Annotated in this window: 16 protein-coding genes; 13 read left to right on the top strand and 3 right to left on the bottom strand. The window is 70.3% G+C overall.

Features of this window, described 5'->3' with window-relative positions; all coding sequences use genetic code 11:
* Window positions 1-2: 2 nt before the first annotated feature.
* The 3 genes from GGR16_RS16370 to GGR16_RS16360 are packed head-to-tail and all read left to right on the top strand — an operon-like array spanning window position 3 to window position 3762.
* On the top strand, window positions 3-1484 hold the full coding sequence (locus GGR16_RS16370; RefSeq protein WP_183317281.1) for a mannitol dehydrogenase family protein: 1482 nt from the start codon (window positions 3-5) through the stop codon (window positions 1482-1484).
* Window positions 1481-2170 (top strand): HAD family hydrolase, encoded by a 690-nt coding sequence (locus GGR16_RS16365; protein WP_183317280.1) that lies wholly within the window; start codon window positions 1481-1483, stop codon window positions 2168-2170. The genes GGR16_RS16370 and GGR16_RS16365 overlap by 4 nt, the downstream gene beginning before the upstream one ends.
* The gene (locus tag GGR16_RS16360) at window positions 2170-3762 is read left to right on the top strand and encodes an FGGY-family carbohydrate kinase (RefSeq protein WP_019400835.1); all 1593 of its coding nucleotides are present in this window, start codon (window positions 2170-2172) and stop codon (window positions 3760-3762) included. Before GGR16_RS16365 ends, GGR16_RS16360 begins: the two co-directional genes overlap by 1 nt.
* Before the next feature lie 30 nt (window positions 3763-3792).
* Here GGR16_RS16360 and GGR16_RS16355 read toward each other — a convergent pair whose 3' ends face one another.
* Entirely contained in the window at window positions 3793-4344 is a 552-nt protein-coding gene (locus tag GGR16_RS16355) for a flavin reductase family protein (protein WP_019400834.1), read from the bottom strand.
* Window positions 4345-4496: 152 nt separating this feature from the next.
* On the opposite strand from GGR16_RS16355, the gene GGR16_RS16350 reads away from it, so the two are divergent.
* The 5 genes from GGR16_RS16350 to GGR16_RS16330 are packed head-to-tail and all read left to right on the top strand — an operon-like array spanning window position 4497 to window position 10189.
* Complete coding sequence (locus GGR16_RS16350; RefSeq protein ID WP_019400833.1) at window positions 4497-4730, top strand: hypothetical protein; 234 nt, start codon at window positions 4497-4499, stop codon at window positions 4728-4730.
* On the top strand, window positions 4727-7957 hold the full coding sequence (fdh, locus tag GGR16_RS16345) for a formate dehydrogenase (RefSeq protein ID WP_183317279.1): 3231 nt from the start codon (window positions 4727-4729) through the stop codon (window positions 7955-7957). Before GGR16_RS16350 ends, fdh begins: the two co-directional genes overlap by 4 nt.
* A complete protein-coding gene (locus tag GGR16_RS16340; protein ID WP_183317278.1) occupies window positions 7942-8817 on the top strand; it encodes a 4Fe-4S dicluster domain-containing protein in 876 nt (291 codons plus the stop codon). Before fdh ends, GGR16_RS16340 begins: the two co-directional genes overlap by 16 nt.
* On the top strand, window positions 8814-9857 hold the full coding sequence (gene nrfD / locus GGR16_RS16335) for an NrfD/PsrC family molybdoenzyme membrane anchor subunit (RefSeq protein ID WP_183317277.1): 1044 nt from the start codon (window positions 8814-8816) through the stop codon (window positions 9855-9857). Before GGR16_RS16340 ends, nrfD begins: the two co-directional genes overlap by 4 nt.
* 5 nt (window positions 9858-9862) lie before the next feature.
* Complete coding sequence (locus tag GGR16_RS16330; RefSeq protein ID WP_183317276.1) at window positions 9863-10189, top strand: hypothetical protein; 327 nt, start codon at window positions 9863-9865, stop codon at window positions 10187-10189.
* Here the strand turns inward: GGR16_RS16330 and GGR16_RS16325 are convergent.
* Window positions 10162-10764, bottom strand: a complete 603-nt coding sequence (locus GGR16_RS16325) for an exopolysaccharide biosynthesis protein (protein WP_019400828.1) — start codon at window positions 10762-10764, stop codon at window positions 10162-10164. The two genes, GGR16_RS16330 and GGR16_RS16325, sit on opposite strands and share 28 nt — an antisense overlap.
* 121 nt (window positions 10765-10885) lie before the next feature.
* Here GGR16_RS16325 and GGR16_RS16320 point away from each other — a divergent pair, with 121 nt between their 5' ends.
* Entirely contained in the window at window positions 10886-12739 is a 1854-nt protein-coding gene (locus GGR16_RS16320) for an ABC transporter ATP-binding protein (RefSeq protein ID WP_183317275.1), read from the top strand.
* An 18-nt stretch (window positions 12740-12757) separates the two neighbouring features.
* Here GGR16_RS16320 and GGR16_RS16315 read toward each other — a convergent pair whose 3' ends face one another.
* Window positions 12758-14059, bottom strand: coding sequence for an ABC transporter substrate-binding protein (locus GGR16_RS16315; protein ID WP_183317523.1), 1302 nt, complete (start codon window positions 14057-14059; stop codon window positions 12758-12760).
* Window positions 14060-14202: 143 nt separating this feature from the next.
* Here GGR16_RS16315 and GGR16_RS16310 point away from each other — a divergent pair, with 143 nt between their 5' ends.
* From GGR16_RS16310 to GGR16_RS16295, 4 genes are all read left to right on the top strand, one after another.
* Window positions 14203-15240 (top strand): LacI family DNA-binding transcriptional regulator, encoded by a 1038-nt coding sequence (locus GGR16_RS16310; protein ID WP_019400825.1) that lies wholly within the window; start codon window positions 14203-14205, stop codon window positions 15238-15240.
* Window positions 15241-15326: 86 nt separating this feature from the next.
* The gene (locus GGR16_RS16305) at window positions 15327-17192 is read left to right on the top strand and encodes a DUF2264 domain-containing protein (protein ID WP_183317274.1); all 1866 of its coding nucleotides are present in this window, start codon (window positions 15327-15329) and stop codon (window positions 17190-17192) included.
* Window positions 17189-18196: a hydroxyacid dehydrogenase gene (locus GGR16_RS16300; protein ID WP_183317273.1), complete on the top strand. Its 1008-nt coding sequence runs from the start codon at window positions 17189-17191 to the stop codon at window positions 18194-18196. Before GGR16_RS16305 ends, GGR16_RS16300 begins: the two co-directional genes overlap by 4 nt.
* Window positions 18193-18990, top strand: coding sequence for a sugar phosphate isomerase/epimerase family protein (locus GGR16_RS16295; protein WP_183317272.1), 798 nt, complete (start codon window positions 18193-18195; stop codon window positions 18988-18990). The genes GGR16_RS16300 and GGR16_RS16295 overlap by 4 nt, the downstream gene beginning before the upstream one ends.
* Window positions 18991-19002 lie beyond the last annotated feature (12 nt).

Here is a 19002-nt window from a genome sequence, read left to right as displayed (position 1 = left end):
CCATGGACACTCCCCTCCCCCTCTGCGCCGCCAACCTGCCCGCCATCGCCGGGCGGGCCCGCGTGCCGGCCTATGACCGCGGCAGGCTTTCGGCCGGCATCCTCCACTTCGGCATCGGCAACTTCCACCGGGCCCACCAGGCGCTCTATCTCGACGACCTGTTCAATGCCGGGCTCGACCACGACTGGGCCATTCTCGGCGCTGGCGTCCGCCCCGCCGATGCCGAGATGCGGCGGCTGCTCGCCGCGCAGGACTATCTGACGACCGTGGTCGAGCAGGAGGCCTCCGCCAGCGCCGCCCGCATCACCGGCCCCATGGTCGGTTTCCTCGAGCCGGGCGACACCGCCGCCATCCTGAAGGCCCTCGCCGATCCCGCCATCCGCATCGTCTCGCTGACGATCACCGAAGGCGGCTATTTCATCGACCCGGCCTCCGGCGTCTTCGATCCGGACCACCCGGAGATCCGGGCGGACGCAGCGGCCCCGGACGATCCAAAGACCGTCTTCGGCCTCATCGTCGCCGGGCTGAAGCGCCGCCGCGCCGCGGGCACCGTGCCCTTCACGGTCATGTCCTGCGACAACCTCCCGCACAACGGCGCGGTGACGCGCGATGCCGTCACCGGCCTTGCCCGCCTCCTCGATGCGGATCTCGCCGCCTGGATCGCCGACAACGTCGCCTTCCCCAACGGCATGGTCGACCGCATCACGCCGGCGACGGGCGAGCGCGAGCGGCAGCTCTTGGCCGACGATTACGGCATCGCCGACGGCTGGCCGGTCTTCTGCGAGGGCTTTCGCCAGTGGGTGCTGGAGGACCGCTTCCCGGCCGGGCGGCCGGCGCTGGAGCGGGTCGGGGTGGAATTCGTGCCGGACGTCTCGCCCTACGAGACGATGAAGATCCGCATCCTCAACGGCGGCCATGCGGTCATCGCCTATCCGTCCGCCCTCATGGACATCCATTTCGTGCACGAGGCGATGGAGAACCCGCTGATCCGCGCCTTTCTCGACAAGATCGAGCACGAGGAGATCATCCCGGTCGTGCCACCCGTGCCGAACACGGACCTCGCTGCCTATTTCCGCCTCATCGAGGAGCGCTTCGCCAATCCGAAGATCGGCGACACCATCCGCCGCCTCGCCCTCGACGGCTCCAACCGGCAGCCGAAGTTCATCCTGCCGACCGTGGCCGACCGGCTGCGCCAGGGCCTGCCGGTCGCGGGCCTCGCCCTCGAGGTGGCGCTGTGGTGCCGCTACTGCTTCGGCACAACGGAGAGCGGCGCAACGACCGCGCCCAACGACCCGAACTGGGACCGGCTGACGGCCGCGGCCGCCGCCGCGCGCAACGATCCCCTAGCCTGGCTTGCCATGGAGGACATTTTCGGCGATGTCGGGCGCTCCGATGCGTTCCGCTCCGCCTTCGCCGCGGCGCTGACGGCGCTCTGGCGCGACGGCACCGGAGAGGTGCTGCGGCGCTATGTCGAGGAAGGATGAGACGGCCGGTGCTGCCTGAACTCGTGATCTTCGACTGCGACGGGGTGCTCGTCGACAGCGAGCCCATCTCCATCGCCGTCCTGCGCGAGGTCGTCGCCGGCTCGGGCGTCATCCTCGAGGAGGAGATCGCCTACCGCCGCTTCCTCGGCCGCTCCATCACGTCGGTTGCAGCGACGATGGAGGAGGAATTCGGCCTCGCCATCACCGACGGCCACCTCGCCGACATGCGCACGCTGCTCTACGAGCGCTTCCGCAGCGAGCTGAGGCCCATCCCCGGCGTCGCCGAGGCCATCGACGCGCTCACGATGCCCCGCTGCGTCGCCTCATCCAGCCAGCCCGAGCGCATCCGCCTGTCGCTCGCCGTCACGGGGCTGCTGGAAAGGCTGGAGCCGCACATATACAGTGCGAGCATGGTCAAGAACGGCAAGCCGGCACCCGATCTCTTCCTGCATGCGGCGAGCGCCATGGGCGCATCGCCGGCCGCCTGCGTGGTCGTCGAGGACAGCACGGCGGGCATCGAGGCCGCCAGGCGCGCGGGCATGCGGGTCCTCGCCTTCACCGGCGGCTCCCATGCCTCCCGCTGCGGGTTGCGCGAGGCGGCGGCGGCCCTCCGTCCCGACGCGATCTTCGACGACATGCGGCAGCTGCCGGCGCTGATCGGCGCGCTCGAGCGAACGGGGCCTTGATGCGCGACCTCGTCTGCGCCGTCGATGTGGGAACGGGCAGCGCCCGCGCCGGCATCTTCGACCGGACGGGCAGGCTTCTCGGACGCGGCGAACACCCCATCGCCATGAACCGCCCGCGGGCGGACCATGCCGAGCACGATTCGGAGGACATCTGGCGCGCCGTCTGCACCGCCGTGCGGACGGCACGCGCCGTTGCCGCCGCGCCGGCCGAGGCGATCGCCGGCATCGGCTTCGATGCGACCTGCTCGCTCGTCGTGCGCGACACGGACGGCCGGCCGCTGGGCGTCTCGACCGACGGCGAGGCGCGCTGGGACACCATCGTCTGGCTCGACCACCGGGCGCTGGCCGAGGCTGACGAATGCACGGCGACCGGCCACCGGGTGCTCGACCACATCGGCGGCGTGATGTCGCCGGAGATGCAGGTGCCGAAGCTGATGTGGCTGAAGCGCAACCTGCCCCGGGCCTGGGCCGCGGCCGGGCATTTCTTCGACCTTGCCGATTTCCTCACCTGGCGCGCCTCGGGCTCCACTGCCCGCTCGCAATGCACGCTGACGGCGAAATGGACCTACCTGCCCCATGCCGGCGGCTGGGCGCGCGACTTTCTCGCTGCGGTCGGCCTCGCCGATCTCACGGCACGCGGTAACCTCCCCGAGGCGGCGAGCCCGGTCGGCGCCCGGCTCGGCACCCTCACGCGGGAGGCCGCCGACGACCTCGGCCTCGACACCGGCTGCGCGGTGGGCGCCGGCCTCATCGATGCCTTCGCCGGGGCGCTCGGCGTCATCGGCGGCGAGGACGACGTCGGGCGGCGGCTGGCGCTCATCGCCGGCACGTCGAGCTGCCTCATGGGGTTTTCCCGCGAGCCGGTCTATGTGAGCGGCGTGTGGGGACCGTATCTCGGTGCCGCCCTGCCCGGCCATTGGGTCTACGAGGGCGGCCAGTCCGCGACGGGGGCGCTGCTCGACCATGTCGTGCGCGTCCACGCCGCCGGCGGCACGCCCGATGCGCGGCTGCACGCGCGGATCGTCGAGCGCATCGCCGTGCTGCGTGCCGAGGAAGGCTCCCGCTTCGCCGCAGGCCTCAACGTCCTGCCCGACTTCCACGGCAACCGCTCGCCGCTTGCCGATCCGCACGCCCGCGGCGTGATCAGCGGGCTCACGCTCGATGCCTCCTTCGACGGGCTCTGCCGGCTCTATTTCCGCACGGCCGTGGCGATCGCGCTCGGCGTGCGCCACATCCTCGACCACCTGAAGGCGAGCGGCGTGCCGGCCGAGGCGCTGCACGTCACCGGCGGCCACCTGCGCAATCCGCTGCTCATGGAGCTCTATGCCGATGCCGCAGGCTGCGCCGTCCATGAAACCGGCGCGGACGACGCCATGCTGCTCGGCACCGCCATGGCCGCCGCCGCGGCTGCGGGATTGTATCCCTCGCTTGCCGGTGCCTGCCGCGCCATGCGCCCGGCCCTGCGCCACCGTGCGCCCGACCCGGCGCGCCGGGCCGGCTACGAACGGGACTACCGCATCTTCCTCGCCATGCACGAGCAGCGCCGCGCGCTCGCGGGGCTGGCGGAAGGTCTCTGGTCGACCGACGGATAGACGGGGCGCCCTAAACGGGGCGGCCTCCGCTCAATCCTGCAGGTATTTCCACTTCACCATCCGCTCCCGGAGGTCGATCATGCGGCCGTCGACGGTGAAGGTGCCGTCGCCCCGGTGGTGGAGCGTCCGCCTTTCCCTGCGGTCGGCGTCGATCCAGATGCGGACCGCCTCCAGGATGAAAAAATTGTAGCGGTCCACCAGGCTCGCGTCCGCCACCCGGCATTCGATATTGGCGAGGCAGTCGGCGATGAGCGGCACGGCGACATCGCGCGCGGGGGCGGAGGCGAGGCCGAAGGTCTCGAACTTGTCGGTGTTCTCGCCGGAGCAGTTGCCTATGTCGACGACCTTCGCCGCAAGATCGACCGTCGGGATGGCGATGACGCATTCGCCGCTGTCGCGCAAAGCGCGGAAGCTGTAGTCCCACGGGCCGATGATGCAGCCGATCAGCGGCGGCGTGTGCTGCATCACCATGTGGAAGCCCATCGTCATCACGTTCGGCTTTCCGTCGCGGACGGTCGCGACGAGGACGATCGGGCCGGCCTCGAGCAGACGGTAGGCCTTGGAGGCGGGCATCTCCTGCATGGTCTCGTCTCCTCGGCAGGACGAAGGGCAATCCTACTCCGCCGCTCGCGCGGTGTCATCGAACCGTGCATCGCCGGCGACAGGCGGCCGGACCGCTGGAACCATTCCGCCATCCTCGCTGTTCGCCGGGTTCCCCCGAAAGGAGATGAGCGATGGCGGCGATGACGGGAGTGATCAGGGTCTGCCAGGAAGGCCGCTTCAGGCTCTACATGGCCGACGGCCGCTCCGAACTCTTCATCCTGTCGCGGCGCGCACCGCTCGAGCCGCAGGATCTCGAGGAGCTGGCACGGCGAAAGGCGTCCGTGACCGTCCGCTGCGAGGACGCACCGGGCCGGGCCGCACGGCTCGCCGAGGATGTCACGGCGGCCGGGACGGCCCGGCGATGACGGCGAACCGGCAGACACTCGGGCGCCGCGCCGCCTCCTTCCTGCGCGACTGGTCGCTGCCGCGGCAGCTCAGGGGCGAGGACCACAGGTCGGACGCCGCGCGCAGCACCCTGTCGGAGCGCCTGCGGCCGCGGCTGGAGCACGCCGATCATGTCGGCGTCAGCGTCTGTCCCTATTGCGCCGTCGGCTGCTCGGTCCTCGTCTATGCCGAGGACGGGCGCATCACCCATGTCGAGGGCAACCCCGAGAGCCCGATCAACGCCGGCACGCTCTGCCCGAAGGGCGCGACGCTGTTCAGCCTGATGAGCAACCCCGACCGCCTGACGAAGGTGAAATACCGGGCGCCCCACTCCGATCGCTGGGAGGAGCGGCCGCTCGACTGGGCGATGGAGCGCATCGCGCAGCTCGTCAAGCGCACGCGCGACGAGACCTTCGTCGAGGCCCTGCCGGACGGCACGAAGGTCAATCACACCCTCGGCATCGCCTCGCTCGGCGGGGCGACGCTCGACAACGAGGAGAACTACCTCATCAAGAAGCTGTTCGGCGGCGGCCTCGGCATGGTCTTCATCGAGAACCAGGCGCGCGTCTGCCACGCCAATTCGGTACCGAGCCTCGCCGCCTCCTTCGGGCGCGGCGCCGCGACCATGCCCCAGTGGGACCTCGCCAATTCCGACTGCATCCTCATCATGGGCTCGAACATGGCGGAAGCGCACCCGATCGCCTTCCGCTTCGTCATGGAGGCCAAGCGCAAGGGCGCGACGGTGATGCACGTCGACCCGCGCTTCACCCGCACCTCCGCCCTCGCCGACATCCACGCGCCGATCCGCGCCGGCACGGACATCGCCTTCCTCGGCGGCATCATCCGCTACATCCTCGAGCACGACCTGATGTTCCGGGACTACGTGCTGCCCTACACGAACATCGCCACGATCATCGAGGGCGACTTCAAGGACGCCGCGGCCCTCGACGGGCTGTTTTCCGGCTGGAACCCGGACAAGAACTCCTACGACTTCGACAGCTGGCAGTACGAGGGCGTCGTCGTCCCCTCCGCGCTGGCCGAGCACTATCTCGACACGGCCGAATCCTTCTCGGAGCTGACCGGCCGGCTGCACGAGCGACCGCCGCCGCAGGACCCGACGCTCGAACATCCGAACTGCGTCTACCAGATCCTGAAGCGCCATTACGCCCCCTACACGCCCGAGATGGTGGAGCGGGTGACCGGCTGCCCGCAGGAGACCTTCCTCAAGGTGGCCGAGGCCCTGACACGCAATTGCGGCCGCGAGCGGACGGGGGCGATCTGCTATGCGGTGGGCTGGAACCATCACAGCATCGGCGTGCAGATGATCCGCGCCGCGGCCATCGTGCAGGCGCTTCTCGGCAACATCGGCCGGCCCGGCGGCGGCATCCTGGCGCTGCGCGGCCATTGCAGCATCCAGGGCTCGACCGACATCCCGACGCTCTACAACATGCTGCCGAGCTACCTGCCGCAGCCCAACGCCTTCAAGCCGCAGGCCCGCGACTTCGACAGCTTCCTCGACGACGAGACCATCCCGACCGGCTGGTGGTACAACTTCCCCAAATACATGACGAGCCTGCTGCGCGCCTGGTACGGCGGGGCCGCGGGCCCGCACAACGGCTGGGGCTATCACTGGCTGCCGAAGATCGTCGGCGACCACTCGCAGCTCGCGCTGACGCTGGCCATGGACGATCGCATGATCCGCGGCCTCTTCCTGCTCGGCCAGAACGTCGTCATGGGCGGCAGCAACTCGAAGCTTATCCAGCGCGGGCTCGGCAAGCTCGACTGGCTCGTCGTGCGCGACACCGACATGGTGGAATCCGCCACCTTCTGGCAGAAGGGCCACGCGGTGCGCGACGGCGAGATCCGCCCGGAGGAGATCGGCACCGAGATCTTCGTGATGCCGGCGGAGCTCGCCGGCGAGAAGGAAGGCAGCTTCACCAACACCCACCGCCTGGTGCAGTGGCACGACAAGGTGGTGGACGGGCCGGGCGACAGCCGCTCCGAACTCTGGTTCCTCTATCATCTCGGCCGCCGGCTGAAGGCGCTCTATGCCGACAGCACGGCCGAGCGGGACGCGCCGATCCGCAACCTGACCTTCGACTATCGCACGAAGGGGCCGCGCGACGACGTCGAGGCCGAGGACGTCCTGCGCGAGATCAACGGCTACACCTTTCCCGGCAGGCGCCAGTTGAAGAACCTCGCCGAGATCGCGGCCGACGGCTCCACCGCCTGCGGCAGCTGGCTCTATTGCGGCTGCTTTCCCGAAGAGAGCCACAACCAGACGCGCATGCGTGAGGCCGACGGCCCGGACGGGCCGGGCACCCATCGCGGCTGGGCCTTCTCCTGGCCGGACAACCGCCGCGTGCTCTACAACCGCGCCTCCGCCGATCCCGAGGGCCGTCCCTGGTCGGAGCGCAAGCGCCTCGTCTGGTGGGACGAGGCGAAGGGCGCCTGGCAGAGCCACGACGGCATCGACTTCGAGCCCGACAAGCGGCCGGACTACCGGCCGGACTGGTCGAAGAAGCCCGAGGGCATGGACGCGCTGCGCGGGGACGAACCCTTCATCATGATGCCGGACGGCCGCGGCGCCCTGTTCACCGCGTCCGGGCTGAAGGACGGGCCGCTGCCGGCTCACTACGAGCCCGTCGAGAGCCCGGTTCACAACCCGATGTACCGCCAGCAGACGAGCCCGGTGGCGAAGCGCTGGCGCCGGCCGGGCAATCCGCTCCACCCGGTCGCCGACCCGCGCCACCCGCATGTCCTCACCACCTACCGGCTCACCGAGCACCATTGCGGCGGCACCCCGACGCGCGGCGTGCCGCACACGGCGGAGCTGCAGCCCGAAGGCTTCGCCGAGATCCCGCCCGAGCTCGCCGAGGAACTGGGCATCCGCCAGCTCGACTGGATCGTGCTGGCGACGGCACGCGGCGAGATCGAGACGCGCGCCATGATCACGCGCCGGCTGCGTCCGTTCCGCATCGACGGGCATACCGTCCACCAGATCGGCCTGCCGTGGCACTTCGGCTGGGAGGGCTATGCCACCGGCGATATCGCCAATGTGCTGACGGCCGTGGTCGGCGACGGCAACACCAGCATGCACGAGAACAAGGCGCTGACCTGTGCGCTGCGCAAGGGGCGGCTCACGCGAAGCCTGGCGCGGCGCCCTGAACGGGACGGCCGGAGAGGGGAGCCATGGACCAGCAGCTGACGCCCTATACGACCGAGGCCGAGCGCACCGCCGGCGTCCGCATCGAGCCGGGCAAACGCTACGGCTTCTTCACGGACACCACCGTGTGCATCGGCTGCAAGGCCTGCGAGGTCGCCTGCAAGGAGTGGAACCAGCTGCCGGCCGAGGACATGTCGCTCACCGGCATGAGCTACGACAATACCGGCGCGCTCTCCGCCACCACCTGGCGGCACGTCGCCTTCATCGAGCAGGTCCGGCCGGCGCAGGACCACGAGCGGGATGACGGCGTTCCCGACCGCTGGCTGATGATGAGCGACGTCTGCAAGCACTGCGCCAACGCCCCCTGCCTCGACGCCTGCCCGACGGGGGCCATCTTCCGCACCGAGTTCGACACCGTCGTGGTGCAGCAGGACATCTGCAACGGCTGCGGCTATTGCGTGCCCGCCTGCCCCTTCGGCGTCGTCGCCATCGACGACTGCGACGGCAAGGCCCACAAGTGCACGCTCTGCTACGACCGGCTCAAGGGCGGCCTCGAGCCCGCCTGCGCCAAGGTGTGCCCTACGGACTCCATCCGCTTCGGCGAATTGTCGGAGCTCGACGCCGTTGCCCGCGAGCGGGTGGAGGAGCTCAAGGCGCAAGGCGTCGAGGAAGCCTATCTCTACGGCACGCCCGACGCGCCGGGCGCGACCGGCGGCCTCGGCCGGCTCAACGCCTTCTTCCTCCTCGTCGACCGCCCGGAGGTCTACAACCTGCCGTCCGCCCCGACCCGCCCGTCCCAGCGCATCGGGGCCGCGCTCGGGGCCGGCCTCGTCGCCTTCGCCGGGCTCGCCGCCGCCGCCGTGACGCTGCTCGCCGGCACGCGCAACGGAGGCGGACGATGAAGGCGGTCACGGTGCGCACGCGCAGCCCCGCTGCCGGAGGGCCGTCGCTTCCCGCCCGGCACGGCCGCTACCGCGGCGAGACCTATTACGACCGGCCGGCGCTGAAGGCGGCGCATTGGGACTGGACGGTCAGCAGCTACATCTTCCTCACCGGCCTTGCCGGCGCCGCCCAGGCCATCGCCGCCATCGGCCAGGCGCTGGACCGGGACCGCTATCGCGGCGTCCTGCGCAACGCGCGCTTCCTGTCGAGCATCGGGTCCGCCGTCGGGGCGGGGCTCCTCATCGCGGACCTCAAGACGCCGAAGCGCTTCTACAACATGCTGCGCATCCTGCGGCCCACCTCGCCCATGTCCTTCGGCAGCTACATCTTCGGTGCCTTCGGCGGCCTGAGCTGGCTGTCCGCCCTGGGCGAGCTGCGGTCCGGCCGGGGACGCCTCGCGCGTCTGGTGCGCCGCTCCGCCGATGTCGCTCAAGTCGGGGCCGGCCTCACCGGCGCCGGCGCCAGCACCTATACCGCCGCGCTGATGGCCTCGACGAGCACGCCCTTCTGGGCCGCGGCGCCGCGCTGGCTGGGGCTGCAGTTCGCGACCTCCGCCGTCGCCTCGGCCGCCGCGACCCTCTCGCTGGCCGAGCGCTGGGGCGGGCGGACCGACAACAGCCGGCGGCTCGACCGGCTCGCGGCGCTCGCCACGGCGGCCCACCTCGTCGCCAGCCTCGGCGCCCGGCGTCAGCGGCACGACAAGGGGCTCGACGAGGTCAGCGAGAGCCCGCAGGGACGCCGGCTCGAACTGGGCGATCTCGTCATCGGCGGGGCCGTACCGCTCGCCGCCTATGCGCTGCACCGGCTGACGCGCGAAAGAGCCCCCGCCCTGTCGGTGGTCGGCTCGCTCGCCGTCATCGCCGGCGGCTTCCTGCTCAGGCACGGCACCATGAATGCCGGCCACGCGAGCGCGCGCAAGCCGCGGGCCTATTTCCGCTTCGCGCAGCCGGAGAACCTGCCGCGCGACCGTTCCGTCATTCGCCTAGGGCCGCCGCGATGAGGATCATGGACGACGAGGCGCTGAACGAGGCGCAGGAGACGCTGGCGGCGCTCGATGCGCTGGTGACCGGCGGCCCGGAGACGCCGCACGAGGAGATTGCCGAGGCCATGCGCCGTCTCGCCGGCCTGCGCAACCGCATCATCGAGAAGGCGCGGGAGGGCAAGGCGACACCGGACTGTCGCGACAGGGCCAATGCCCTGATGAGCCTCGCCTATGGCGCGGAATTCCCGCTGATCGGCTTTCACCACCATCGCATCGTGCAGACGCGCGATAGCCTGCGGGCCCTCGTCGCCGAATGCGACGCTCAGGTGATGAAGGCGAAGCCGACGTAGATCGCACCAGCCATGAACAGCGTGGCGAGGATCGCGAGAAGGCCGTCGCGCGCCACGAGCGCCAGCCCGAACAAGGCAATCGCCGTCGCGGTCAGCGAATTGCTCAAGGGCACGATCTCGAGCGGCGGCATGAGGAGCGCGAGCAACAGGCACAGCAGCCCGATGAGATAGGCGAAGGGGCCTTCCGTCAGGAAGCTGAGACGCGGCCCCACCAAGCGGTCGATCATCCGGGCCGGGCGCGCCAGCCAGGTCGCGGCCTTGTCGAGCCGCTCGCGCGGCACCGAGCGGCAGCGCAGGAAGCGCGGCAGCCAGAAGTGCTTGCGGCCGAGCAGCATCTGGGCGGCGATCAGCGCGATGATGGCGGCGCCGATGGTCGGCAGCCCCGGAATGCCGCTGAGCGGCGTGATGATGATGATGGCCGGCGCCAGCAGCAGCGCCCCGAACGACCGCGGCCCGATCGACTGCAGAACGTCGTCGACGGAAACGGTCTCCTCTTCCCCCGCGTTGCGGATGCGGTCGAGAACCTGCTGCAGGTTCTGCACCGCCGGCGGCCCCGCGACCTGCTGGCTCGTCATCCTCGCTCCTCGCTATTGCGTCCTGGAGGAACGCCCGGCCCGGCGAAACGATCCATGCCGCATGCCGGACGCCATCCGCCGCGACCTCGACCGGCGGGCGCGAAAGAGGTAGAGACGCAGCATGGCCACCGTCCTGCGCACGCCCCAGTCCTTCCGCGAACGCGTCGGTGCCCTGCGCCACCTGCCGGCCTTCATCCGCCTCGTCTGGGCCGCGAGCCCGGCGCTGACCTCGGCGAGCATCGCCCTGCGCCTCGCGCGCGCCGTCGTGCCGGTGCTGATGCTCTATGTCGGCAAGCTCATCATCGACACCGTCGTCGCCGAGGCGCGCGTGCCGCATCCCGACTGGTCGCTCGGCGACTGGATCGGGAGCGGCCGGCTCGCGCATGTCGGCACGCTCGTGGCGCTGGAGCTTTGCCTCGCGATCGTGGCGGATGTCTCCGGCCGCCTCAGCTCGCTCGTCGACAGCCTCCTCGCCGAGACCTACAGCAACTTCGCCAGCATCCGCCTGATGGAGAAGGCGGCCTCGCTCGACCTCGAGCAGTTCGAGAGCAGCGAGCAGCAGGACCGGCTCGACCGCGCCCGGCGGCAGGTCACGGGTCGCACCAGCCTGCTCGGCCTCGTCTTCGGCCAGATCCAGGACATCCTCGGCGCCGTCACGCTGATGATCGCGCTCGCCGCCTACTGGCCCTCGCTGATCCTGCTGATGCTCATTGCGCTGCTGCCGTCGCTGCTCGGCGAACTGAAGTTCAACGCGCTCGGCTACCGCCTCGACTATTTCCGCACGCCCGAGCGGCGGCAGCTCGACTACGTGCGCTATCTCGGCTCCAGCATCGAGACCGCCAAGGAGGTCAAGCTCTTCGGCCTCCAGCGCTTCCTCATCGAGCGTTTCCGCCGCTTCGCCGAGACCATGTACCGCGACAACCGGCGCCTCGCCACCCGCCGGGCCTTCTGGGGCGGTCTGTTCGCCGCCTTCGGCACCCTCGCCTATTACGTCGCATATGCCGCCGTCATCTGGCGCACCATGGCGGGCGACTTCAGCGTCGGCGACATGACGTTCCTCGTCGGCTCCTTCCTGCGGCTCAAGGGCCTGCTCGATGGGCTGCTGCTCGGCTTCTCGCAGGTGGCGGGCCAGGCGCTCTATCTCGAGGACCTGTTCTCCTTCTTCGAGATCGCACCGCGCGTCGTCTCGCCGCCCGATCCGGTGCCCGTCCGGCAGTCGATCCGCTCCGGCTTCGTCTTCGAGGACGTCGGCTTCCGCTACGAGGGCGCGCAGCAATGGGCCATCCGGCATCTCGACCTCGAGATTCCGGCCGGGGAAGTGCTGGCCCTCGTCGGCGCCAACGGCGCGGGCAAGACGACGCTCGTCAAGCTCCTCGCGCGGCTCTACGATCCGACGGAGGGCCGCATCCTGCTCGACGGCCGCGACCTGCGCGACTACGACCTCGACATGCTGCGCAGCCGCGTCGGCGTCGTCTTCCAGGATTTCGTGCGCTTCCACTTCACGGCGTCGGAGAACATCGCCATCGGCGACATCGGCGCGGCGGGCGACCACGAGCGGATCGCCGAGGCGGCGGACCGCAGCCTCGCCGGCGCGATCATCGCCCGGCTGCCGCTCGGCTTCGAGCAGCCGCTCGGCCGGCGTTTCGGCGGCGGCGTCGACCTCTCGGGCGGGGAATGGCAGAAGATCGCCATCGCGCGCGCCTATATGCGCGACGCCGAGGTGCTCATCCTCGACGAGCCGACCTCGGCGCTCGACGCCCATGCCGAATACGAGGTGTTCCAGCGCTTCCGCGACCTGAGCGCGGGCAAGACGACGCTGCTCATCTCGCACCGCTTCTCCACCGTGCGCATGGCCGACCGCATCATCGTGCTCGAAGGCGGCCGCATCCTGGAGGCGGGCACGCATCAGGCGCTCGTCGCCCGCGGCGGTCGCTATGCGCAGATGTTCGAATTGCAGGCCGCCGGCTACCGCTGACGGCCTGCGCCTTGCGGCTCAGCGCTTGCGCAGCACCGCCTTCGCGTCCTCCACCAGCTTCTCGGCCGCCTCGGCGACGGTCAGCTTGCCGTAGGCGAGCTGGTCCGCAACCGGGCGGAAGACGTTGCGGTCGTATTCGTTGGCGCCGATCGGCGCGGGCGGCGGATAGTCCATCACCCGGTCCTCGAGCATGTTGACATAGGCGACCGTCGCCTGCTCGGTCGGGTTGAGATTGGGCAGGATCGCCTCGCGCACCTTCGGCGACATGGGCACGCCACGCTCGACGCCGAGGATCTTGCCCGCCTCGACGTCGTTGACGAAGAAGCTGATGAACTCGGCCGCCGCCTCCGGGTTCTTGCAGCTCGCGCCGATGCTCCAGATGAGCGCCGGGCGATAGAAGTGGCCGGACGGCGCCCCGTTGCCCGCCTGCGGCACCATGGCGATGCCGAGCTTGTTCTTGATCAGCAGCTGATAGCCGACGAGCTGGTTGGAATAGGTGAAGCCGATGGCCGACTTGCCGAGCGCGAGGCAGTTGTTCTGGATGGAATTGTCGTCGACGGAGGCGACGTCGGCCGGCACGATGACCTTCTTCTCGCGCAGGCCCTGCCAGTAGGTATAGAACTCCTTGATGTCGTCGACGGTGAAGCCGATGCCGCCATCCTCCGAGAAGGTCGTCTTGCCGCGCTGGCCGAGCCAGACCTGGAAGACGTAGTGATAGCGGCTGCCGTCCGGCGAGGCCCAGTATTCGCCCGGGCGGCCGACGGCCTTGTTCAGCTCCGTCACGAGCCGGGCATAGTCGTCCCAGGTCGTGTCCGGCGTCGGCGCCGGCAGGCCCGCCTTCTCGAACATCGCCGTGTCGTAGAACATCGAGAAGGAATTGAGACCGAGCGCGACGCCGTAGAGATTGTCGTAGACACGCCCGAGATCGACCATGCGCTGGCCGAAGCCTTCGATGTCGAGGGGCTTGGGCAGGAATTTCGTGAGGTCGAGGCAGGCGCCGCGCCCCGAATAGTCGGGCAGCGTGTTGGGCTCGAGCTGGAACACGTCCGGAATGTTGCGGCCGGCCATCTGGGTGGCGAGCTTCGGCCAGTAGGCGTCGCCGCCGACGGGCTCGCCGATGACCGAGATGCCCGGATGGGTCTTCGAGAAGAGCTCGGCCACGGCGAGCGTGCGCTGGGCCCGGTCCTGCGAGCCCCACCACGTCGCGCGCAGCCGGACCGTCTGCTGCGCCTGCGCGGGGCCGCCGGCGAGCGCCGGCAGCGCGGTCGCGGCACCCGCGGCGAGGGACGATTTCAGAAAGCTCCGCCGATCCAAGCGCATCATTTCCTCCTCCGGGTTATGACGGCCGACGCCGGACAATGCTCGCCGGTCCGCAATTTTGCAGAAGGATATGCAAACAGGAAAATGAGCGCAAATGTTTTCTTGTATTGCAAATTTGCATTAACTCACGCAAACATGAGCCCATGACCGACGCCGCATCCATATCAGCAAGACGCCCCCGCCAGGCGGACATCGCCGACCGGGCGGGCGTTTCCATCAGCACGGTCTCGCGCGTGCTGGCCAACGAGCCGGGCATCAGCGACAGCGTGCGTCGCCACGTGCTCGAGGTGGCGGAAGAGATCGGCTATCTCGCGCGCCGGCAGGCCTCCGGCCCCGGTCATCAGCTCGTCGCCCTGGTCCATGCCGTGCAGGCGACGGCCGACCTCAGCTCCTTCTACGACGGCGTGCTCAGGGGGCTCCGTGAAGCCGCCGAGGACGCCGGCATGCCGCTCGCGGTGCGCCTCACCTATGCCGACGCCATCACGCGGGAGGAGCTCGAACGCCACCTCGCCGAGGAGGGGGCGGGCGGGCTCTTTCTCGTGGGTGTCGACGCGCCGGAGGCGACCGGCCGCTGGCTGCGCGAAGCGGGGATCCCCGTCGTCCTCGTCAATGGCGCCGATCCGGGCCTCCAGTTCGATTGCGTCTCTCCGTCGAACTTCTACGGGGCGCGGCAGGCGACCGAGATCCTGCTCGCGGCCGGCCACCGGCGCCTCGCCTATCTGACGCGCAGCGTCCGGCCGACCCTGCGCGAGCGCATCCGCGGCTTCGAGGCGGCCATCGCGGCGACGCCCGGCGCGCGCGGCACGGTCGTGGAGCTGAAGCAGGGCGAGACCGGGCTGCAGGAGGGCATCAACACGATGAAGGCCCTCATCGCGGAGGGGACGGACGTCACGGCCGTGCTGTGCCTCAACGACCTCATCGCCGTCGGAGCCATGGAGGCGGCCCAGCGCGCCGGCCGCCGGGTGCCCGACGACATCTCCTTCATGGGCTTCGACGGCCTGCCCTGCGCGGCCATGGCGAGCCCGCGGCTCGCCACCATGGACGTGCCGCGCGAAAAGCTCGGCCGCGAGGCCCTGGCGCTGATGCAGGCGCGCCTCGCCTCCCCGCACGAGCCGGCGCGGCAGGTGCTGCTCGCGGTCCGGCCGCAGGCCGGCGGCAGCGTCGCCCCGCCCGGATCGTAAGGAAGCGGCGGCCCGGCCGGGCCGCGTCAGAGCCCATGAGATCAGCGCCCACCACCAGCGATCCGCCCAGACAAGGCGAGCCCCCGATGCCCATCGATCCCTCGCGCAGCAACCCCTTCGCCGGCAACCCGTTGCGGACCCGCGCCGATGTCGTCAAGGCGCTCGACGACAGCTTCGCGCCGCTGCTGCCCTATTTCGACCCGGGCGGCGGCGCGCGCGTACGCCTCGACGCCGCGGCGGCGCATTTCGACCGTGCCGCGGCCGATTTCGAGGGCTTCGCCCGGCCGCTCTGGGGGCTCCTGCCGCTCGCGAAAGGCGGCGAGCCCTTCGCCCACTGGGCCATGTACCGCGACGGCCTCGCGAACGGGCTCGATCCTGAGCATCCCGGCTTCATCGGCCGGGCCGGCCCGCGCGACCAGCGGCTCGTCGAGCTCGCGGTGATCGGGCTGGCGCTGCGCCTCTGCCCCAACATCTTCTGGGAGCCGCTCGACGCCCGCGCGCGCAAAAATGTCGCGAACTATCTCCTCGAGGCCCGCCGCCACGACTATGCCGACAACAACTGGCGCTTCTTCCGCGTCCTCGTCGACATGGGGCTGAAACACGTCGGCGTCGCCTTCGACGAGAGCCTGACGGAGGCCTATCTCGACGAGATCGACGGCTGGTATCTCGGCGACGGCTGGTATCGCGACGGCAATGTGCGCCGTATCGACCACTACATTCCCTTCGCCATGCATTTCTACGGCCTCATCTATGCGGCGCTCGCCGCGCCGGGCGATCCGCGCGCCGCGCGTTTCCGCGAGCGGGCGCGGCTGTTCGCGCAGGACATCCGCCACTGGTTCGATGATGCGGGCGGCGCCCTCGCCTTCGGCCGCAGCCTCACCTATCGCTACGCCATGGCCGGCTTCTGGGGGGCGCTCGCCTTCGCCGACGAGGAGGCGCTGCCCTGGGGCGTGGTGAAGGGCCATTACCTCAGGCACCTGCGCTGGTGGGCGGACAAGCCCATCGCGCATCGCGACGGGGTGCTCTCCGTCGGCTACGGCTATCCCAATCTCCTCATGTCGGAGAACTACAATTCCGCCGGCTCGCCCTATTGGGCCTTCAAGGCCTTCCTGCCGCTGGCGCTACCCGAGAGCCACCCCTTCTGGCAGGCCCGGGAAGAGCCGGCCGAGCCGGCGTCGGAGCCGGTCCCCCTCCGGCATCCGGGCATGGTGATGACGCAGAGCCCCGGCAACGTGGTGGCGCTCTCCTGCGGGCAGGAGAACCTCGCCATGCGCTTCGGCTCCGAGAAATACGCCAAGTTCGTCTATTCGAGCCGCTACGGCTTCAGTGTCGAAAGCGACGAGCGCAACTTCGGCCTCGCCGCGCTCGACGGCATGCTCGCCTTCAGCGACGACGGCCTGCACTTCCGCGTGCGCGAGGGCAACGAGGAGGCGCAAATCGCCGGGGACAGCCTCTTCGCGCGCTGGCGGCCCTTTCCCGACGTCCTGGTCGACACCTGGCTGGTACCGGCTGGCCTGTGGCACATACGCCTCCACCGGATCGTGACGCCGCGGCCGCTCCTGACCGCCGAAGGCGGCTTTGCCATCGCCCGGGCCGACGGCGCCGCGGACAGGACCGAGGAGGCGGACGGCCGAGCCTGCGTCACGAGCGCCACGGACTTCAGCGGCATCGCCGACCTCGGCTCCACGGTGACGCGGCGCGGCATCGCCAGCAAGGTCGCGCCGAACACCAACCTCATCGTCGCCAAGACCACGGTGCCGCAGCTGCGGGCCACTGTTCCCGCGGGCGAGAGCCTTCTCGTCACGGCGGCGCTCGCGAGCCCGGACCGCGCGACGGCCCGGGCGGCGTGGGCGAGCCCACCGCCGGCGCCGGAGCTGCCGACCCTGGAGCGATTGTTCGCCACCAGGGGCGAGCGTGTCAGCGCCATCATGATCGAGGAGGCGCCGCGATGAAGCCGGGCATCGCCTTCGCCATGGATCCGGCCCGCACCGGCCATGTGCTGCCGCCGGATCTCCTGGCACGCCTTGCAACGCTCGGGCGCATCGTCGATCCCGTGCCGCTGGAGCGCTTCGACGACGCGCGCGCCCGTTCCGTCCTGGCCGCCACCGAGATCCTCGTGACCGGCTGGGGCTGCCCGACCATCGACGCGGCGGTGCTCGGCCTCGCTCCGCACCTTCGGCTGGTCGCCCATGCGGCGGGGACGGTGAAGCATTTCATCGGCGAGGAGGTCTATGCCGCCGGCATCCGCGTCACCCACGCGGCGGAGGCCAATGCGGTGCCGGTGGCCGAGTTCACGCTGGCGGCCATCCTCTTCGCGGCCAAGCAGGTCTTCCGCTTCCACCGGCTCTACCGCGAGGATCGCCACCGCGGGCGCATCGATGCGCTCAAGGGCGAGCCGATCGGCAATTACCGCAAGACGGTCGGCATCGTCGGCGCCTCGCGCATCGGCCGGCGGGTCGTCGCCCTGTTGCAGCCCTTCGGCTTCACCGTGCTGCTCTACGATCCGCATGTCGATGCGGCGGAAGCCGCGCTTCTCGGCGTCGAAGCCGTGCCCCTCGGGCAACTGATGGCGCGTTCCGACGTCGTCTCGCTGCACGCGCCGGCCCTGCCCGCGACGCGGCACATGATCTCGGGGCCGATGCTGGCACGCCTGAGCGACGGCGCGACCCTCATCAACACGGCGCGCGGCATCATCGTCGACGAGGAGGCGCTGATCGCCGAGCTGCGCACCGGCCGCATCAGCGCCATCATCGACGTGACGGAGCCGGAGGTGCCGCCGCCCACGTCGCCGCTCTACGACCTGCCGAACGTGTTCCTGACGCCGCATATCGCCGGCGCCGTCGGCACCGAGCGCACCCGGCTCGGCGAGATGGCGGTGGACGAGATCGCCCGTTTCCGCGCCGGCGAGCCGCTGCTCTACGAGGTCCATCCGGCCCTGCTCGAGCGGCTCGCATGATCCCGCTCGCGCCGGCCCTCTGCTCCGTCACCTTCCGGCAGCTGCCACCGGAGGAGATCGTGGCGCTCGCCCGGCAGGCGGGGCTCGCCGCCATCGAATGGGGCGGCGACGTGCACGTGCCCGCCGGCGATGTCGCCCTGGCGCGGCACGTGCGCCGCATCACCGAGGAAGCGGGCCTCTTGCCCGCCTCCTACGGCTCCTATCTCTACCCGCCGGACCACGGCCTCGAAGACTTCCGCCGCGTCCTCGACACATGTCACGCACTGGGCTCGAGCAACGTGCGGATCTGGCCGGGCCGGCGCAACCGTCCCTCGGCAACCTACGACGCCGCGGAGCGCAGCGAGGCGGCCGGCCTCATCCGCGCCATGGGTGAGCTGGCGGGCGGGGCCGGCATCTCCGTCTCGCTCGAGTACCACCCGAATTCGCTCACCGACGAGACGGGCTCCGCCGCAAATCTGATGGACGCGATCGCCCACGCCAATGTCCATCTCTACTGGCAGCCGCGCCCGGGCCTGCCGCTCGACGAAGCCTGCGAGGAGATCGCCCGCATCGGTACGCGTGTCTCCCATGTCCATGTCTTCGCATGGGACGGCGCGCGCCGGCGCTATGCGCTCGCCGAGCACGCGAAGTGGTGGTCGGCCGTCTTCGCGGCGCTGCCGGAAAGCCGCTTCGAGGGGGTGCGCTACGCCATGCTGGAATTCGTGCGGGACGACGCGCCGGAGGCATTCCTTGCCGATGCCGCGACCCTTCGCCACCTCCTCGACCGCCAAGGGCGGGCGCCGGCGAACGCCTGACCCATCGCCCGC

The sequence above is a fragment of the Chelatococcus caeni genome, assembly GCF_014196925.1.
Lineage (GTDB): Bacteria > Pseudomonadota > Alphaproteobacteria > Rhizobiales > Beijerinckiaceae > Chelatococcus_A > Chelatococcus_A caeni.
Note: the sequence above shows the minus strand (reverse complement) of the source record. Positions and strands in the feature narration are given on the sequence as shown.

Bases quoted from the DNA above. Each gene is read 5' to 3' on its own strand.
- GGR16_RS16370 (WP_183317281.1), top strand. From the start codon at position 3: ATGGACACTCCCCTCCCCCTCTGCGCCGCCAACCTGCCCGCCATCGCC.
- GGR16_RS16365 (WP_183317280.1), top strand. From the start codon at position 1,481: ATGAGACGGCCGGTGCTGCCTGAACTCGTGATCTTCGACTGCGACGGG.
- GGR16_RS16360 (WP_019400835.1), top strand. From the start codon at position 2,170: ATGCGCGACCTCGTCTGCGCCGTCGATGTGGGAACGGGCAGCGCCCGC.
- GGR16_RS16355 (WP_019400834.1), bottom strand. From the start codon at position 4,344: ATGCAGGAGATGCCCGCCTCCAAGGCCTACCGTCTGCTCGAGGCCGGC.
- GGR16_RS16350 (WP_019400833.1), top strand. From the start codon at position 4,497: ATGGCGGCGATGACGGGAGTGATCAGGGTCTGCCAGGAAGGCCGCTTC.
- fdh (WP_183317279.1), top strand. From the start codon at position 4,727: ATGACGGCGAACCGGCAGACACTCGGGCGCCGCGCCGCCTCCTTCCTG.
- GGR16_RS16340 (WP_183317278.1), top strand. From the start codon at position 7,942: ATGGACCAGCAGCTGACGCCCTATACGACCGAGGCCGAGCGCACCGCC.
- nrfD (WP_183317277.1), top strand. From the start codon at position 8,814: ATGAAGGCGGTCACGGTGCGCACGCGCAGCCCCGCTGCCGGAGGGCCG.
- GGR16_RS16330 (WP_183317276.1), top strand. From the start codon at position 9,863: ATGGACGACGAGGCGCTGAACGAGGCGCAGGAGACGCTGGCGGCGCTC.
- GGR16_RS16325 (WP_019400828.1), bottom strand. From the start codon at position 10,764: ATGACGAGCCAGCAGGTCGCGGGGCCGCCGGCGGTGCAGAACCTGCAG.
- GGR16_RS16320 (WP_183317275.1), top strand. From the start codon at position 10,886: ATGGCCACCGTCCTGCGCACGCCCCAGTCCTTCCGCGAACGCGTCGGT.
- GGR16_RS16315 (WP_183317523.1), bottom strand. From the start codon at position 14,059: ATGCGCTTGGATCGGCGGAGCTTTCTGAAATCGTCCCTCGCCGCGGGT.
- GGR16_RS16310 (WP_019400825.1), top strand. From the start codon at position 14,203: ATGACCGACGCCGCATCCATATCAGCAAGACGCCCCCGCCAGGCGGAC.
- GGR16_RS16305 (WP_183317274.1), top strand. From the start codon at position 15,327: ATGCCCATCGATCCCTCGCGCAGCAACCCCTTCGCCGGCAACCCGTTG.
- GGR16_RS16300 (WP_183317273.1), top strand. From the start codon at position 17,189: ATGAAGCCGGGCATCGCCTTCGCCATGGATCCGGCCCGCACCGGCCAT.
- GGR16_RS16295 (WP_183317272.1), top strand. From the start codon at position 18,193: ATGATCCCGCTCGCGCCGGCCCTCTGCTCCGTCACCTTCCGGCAGCTG.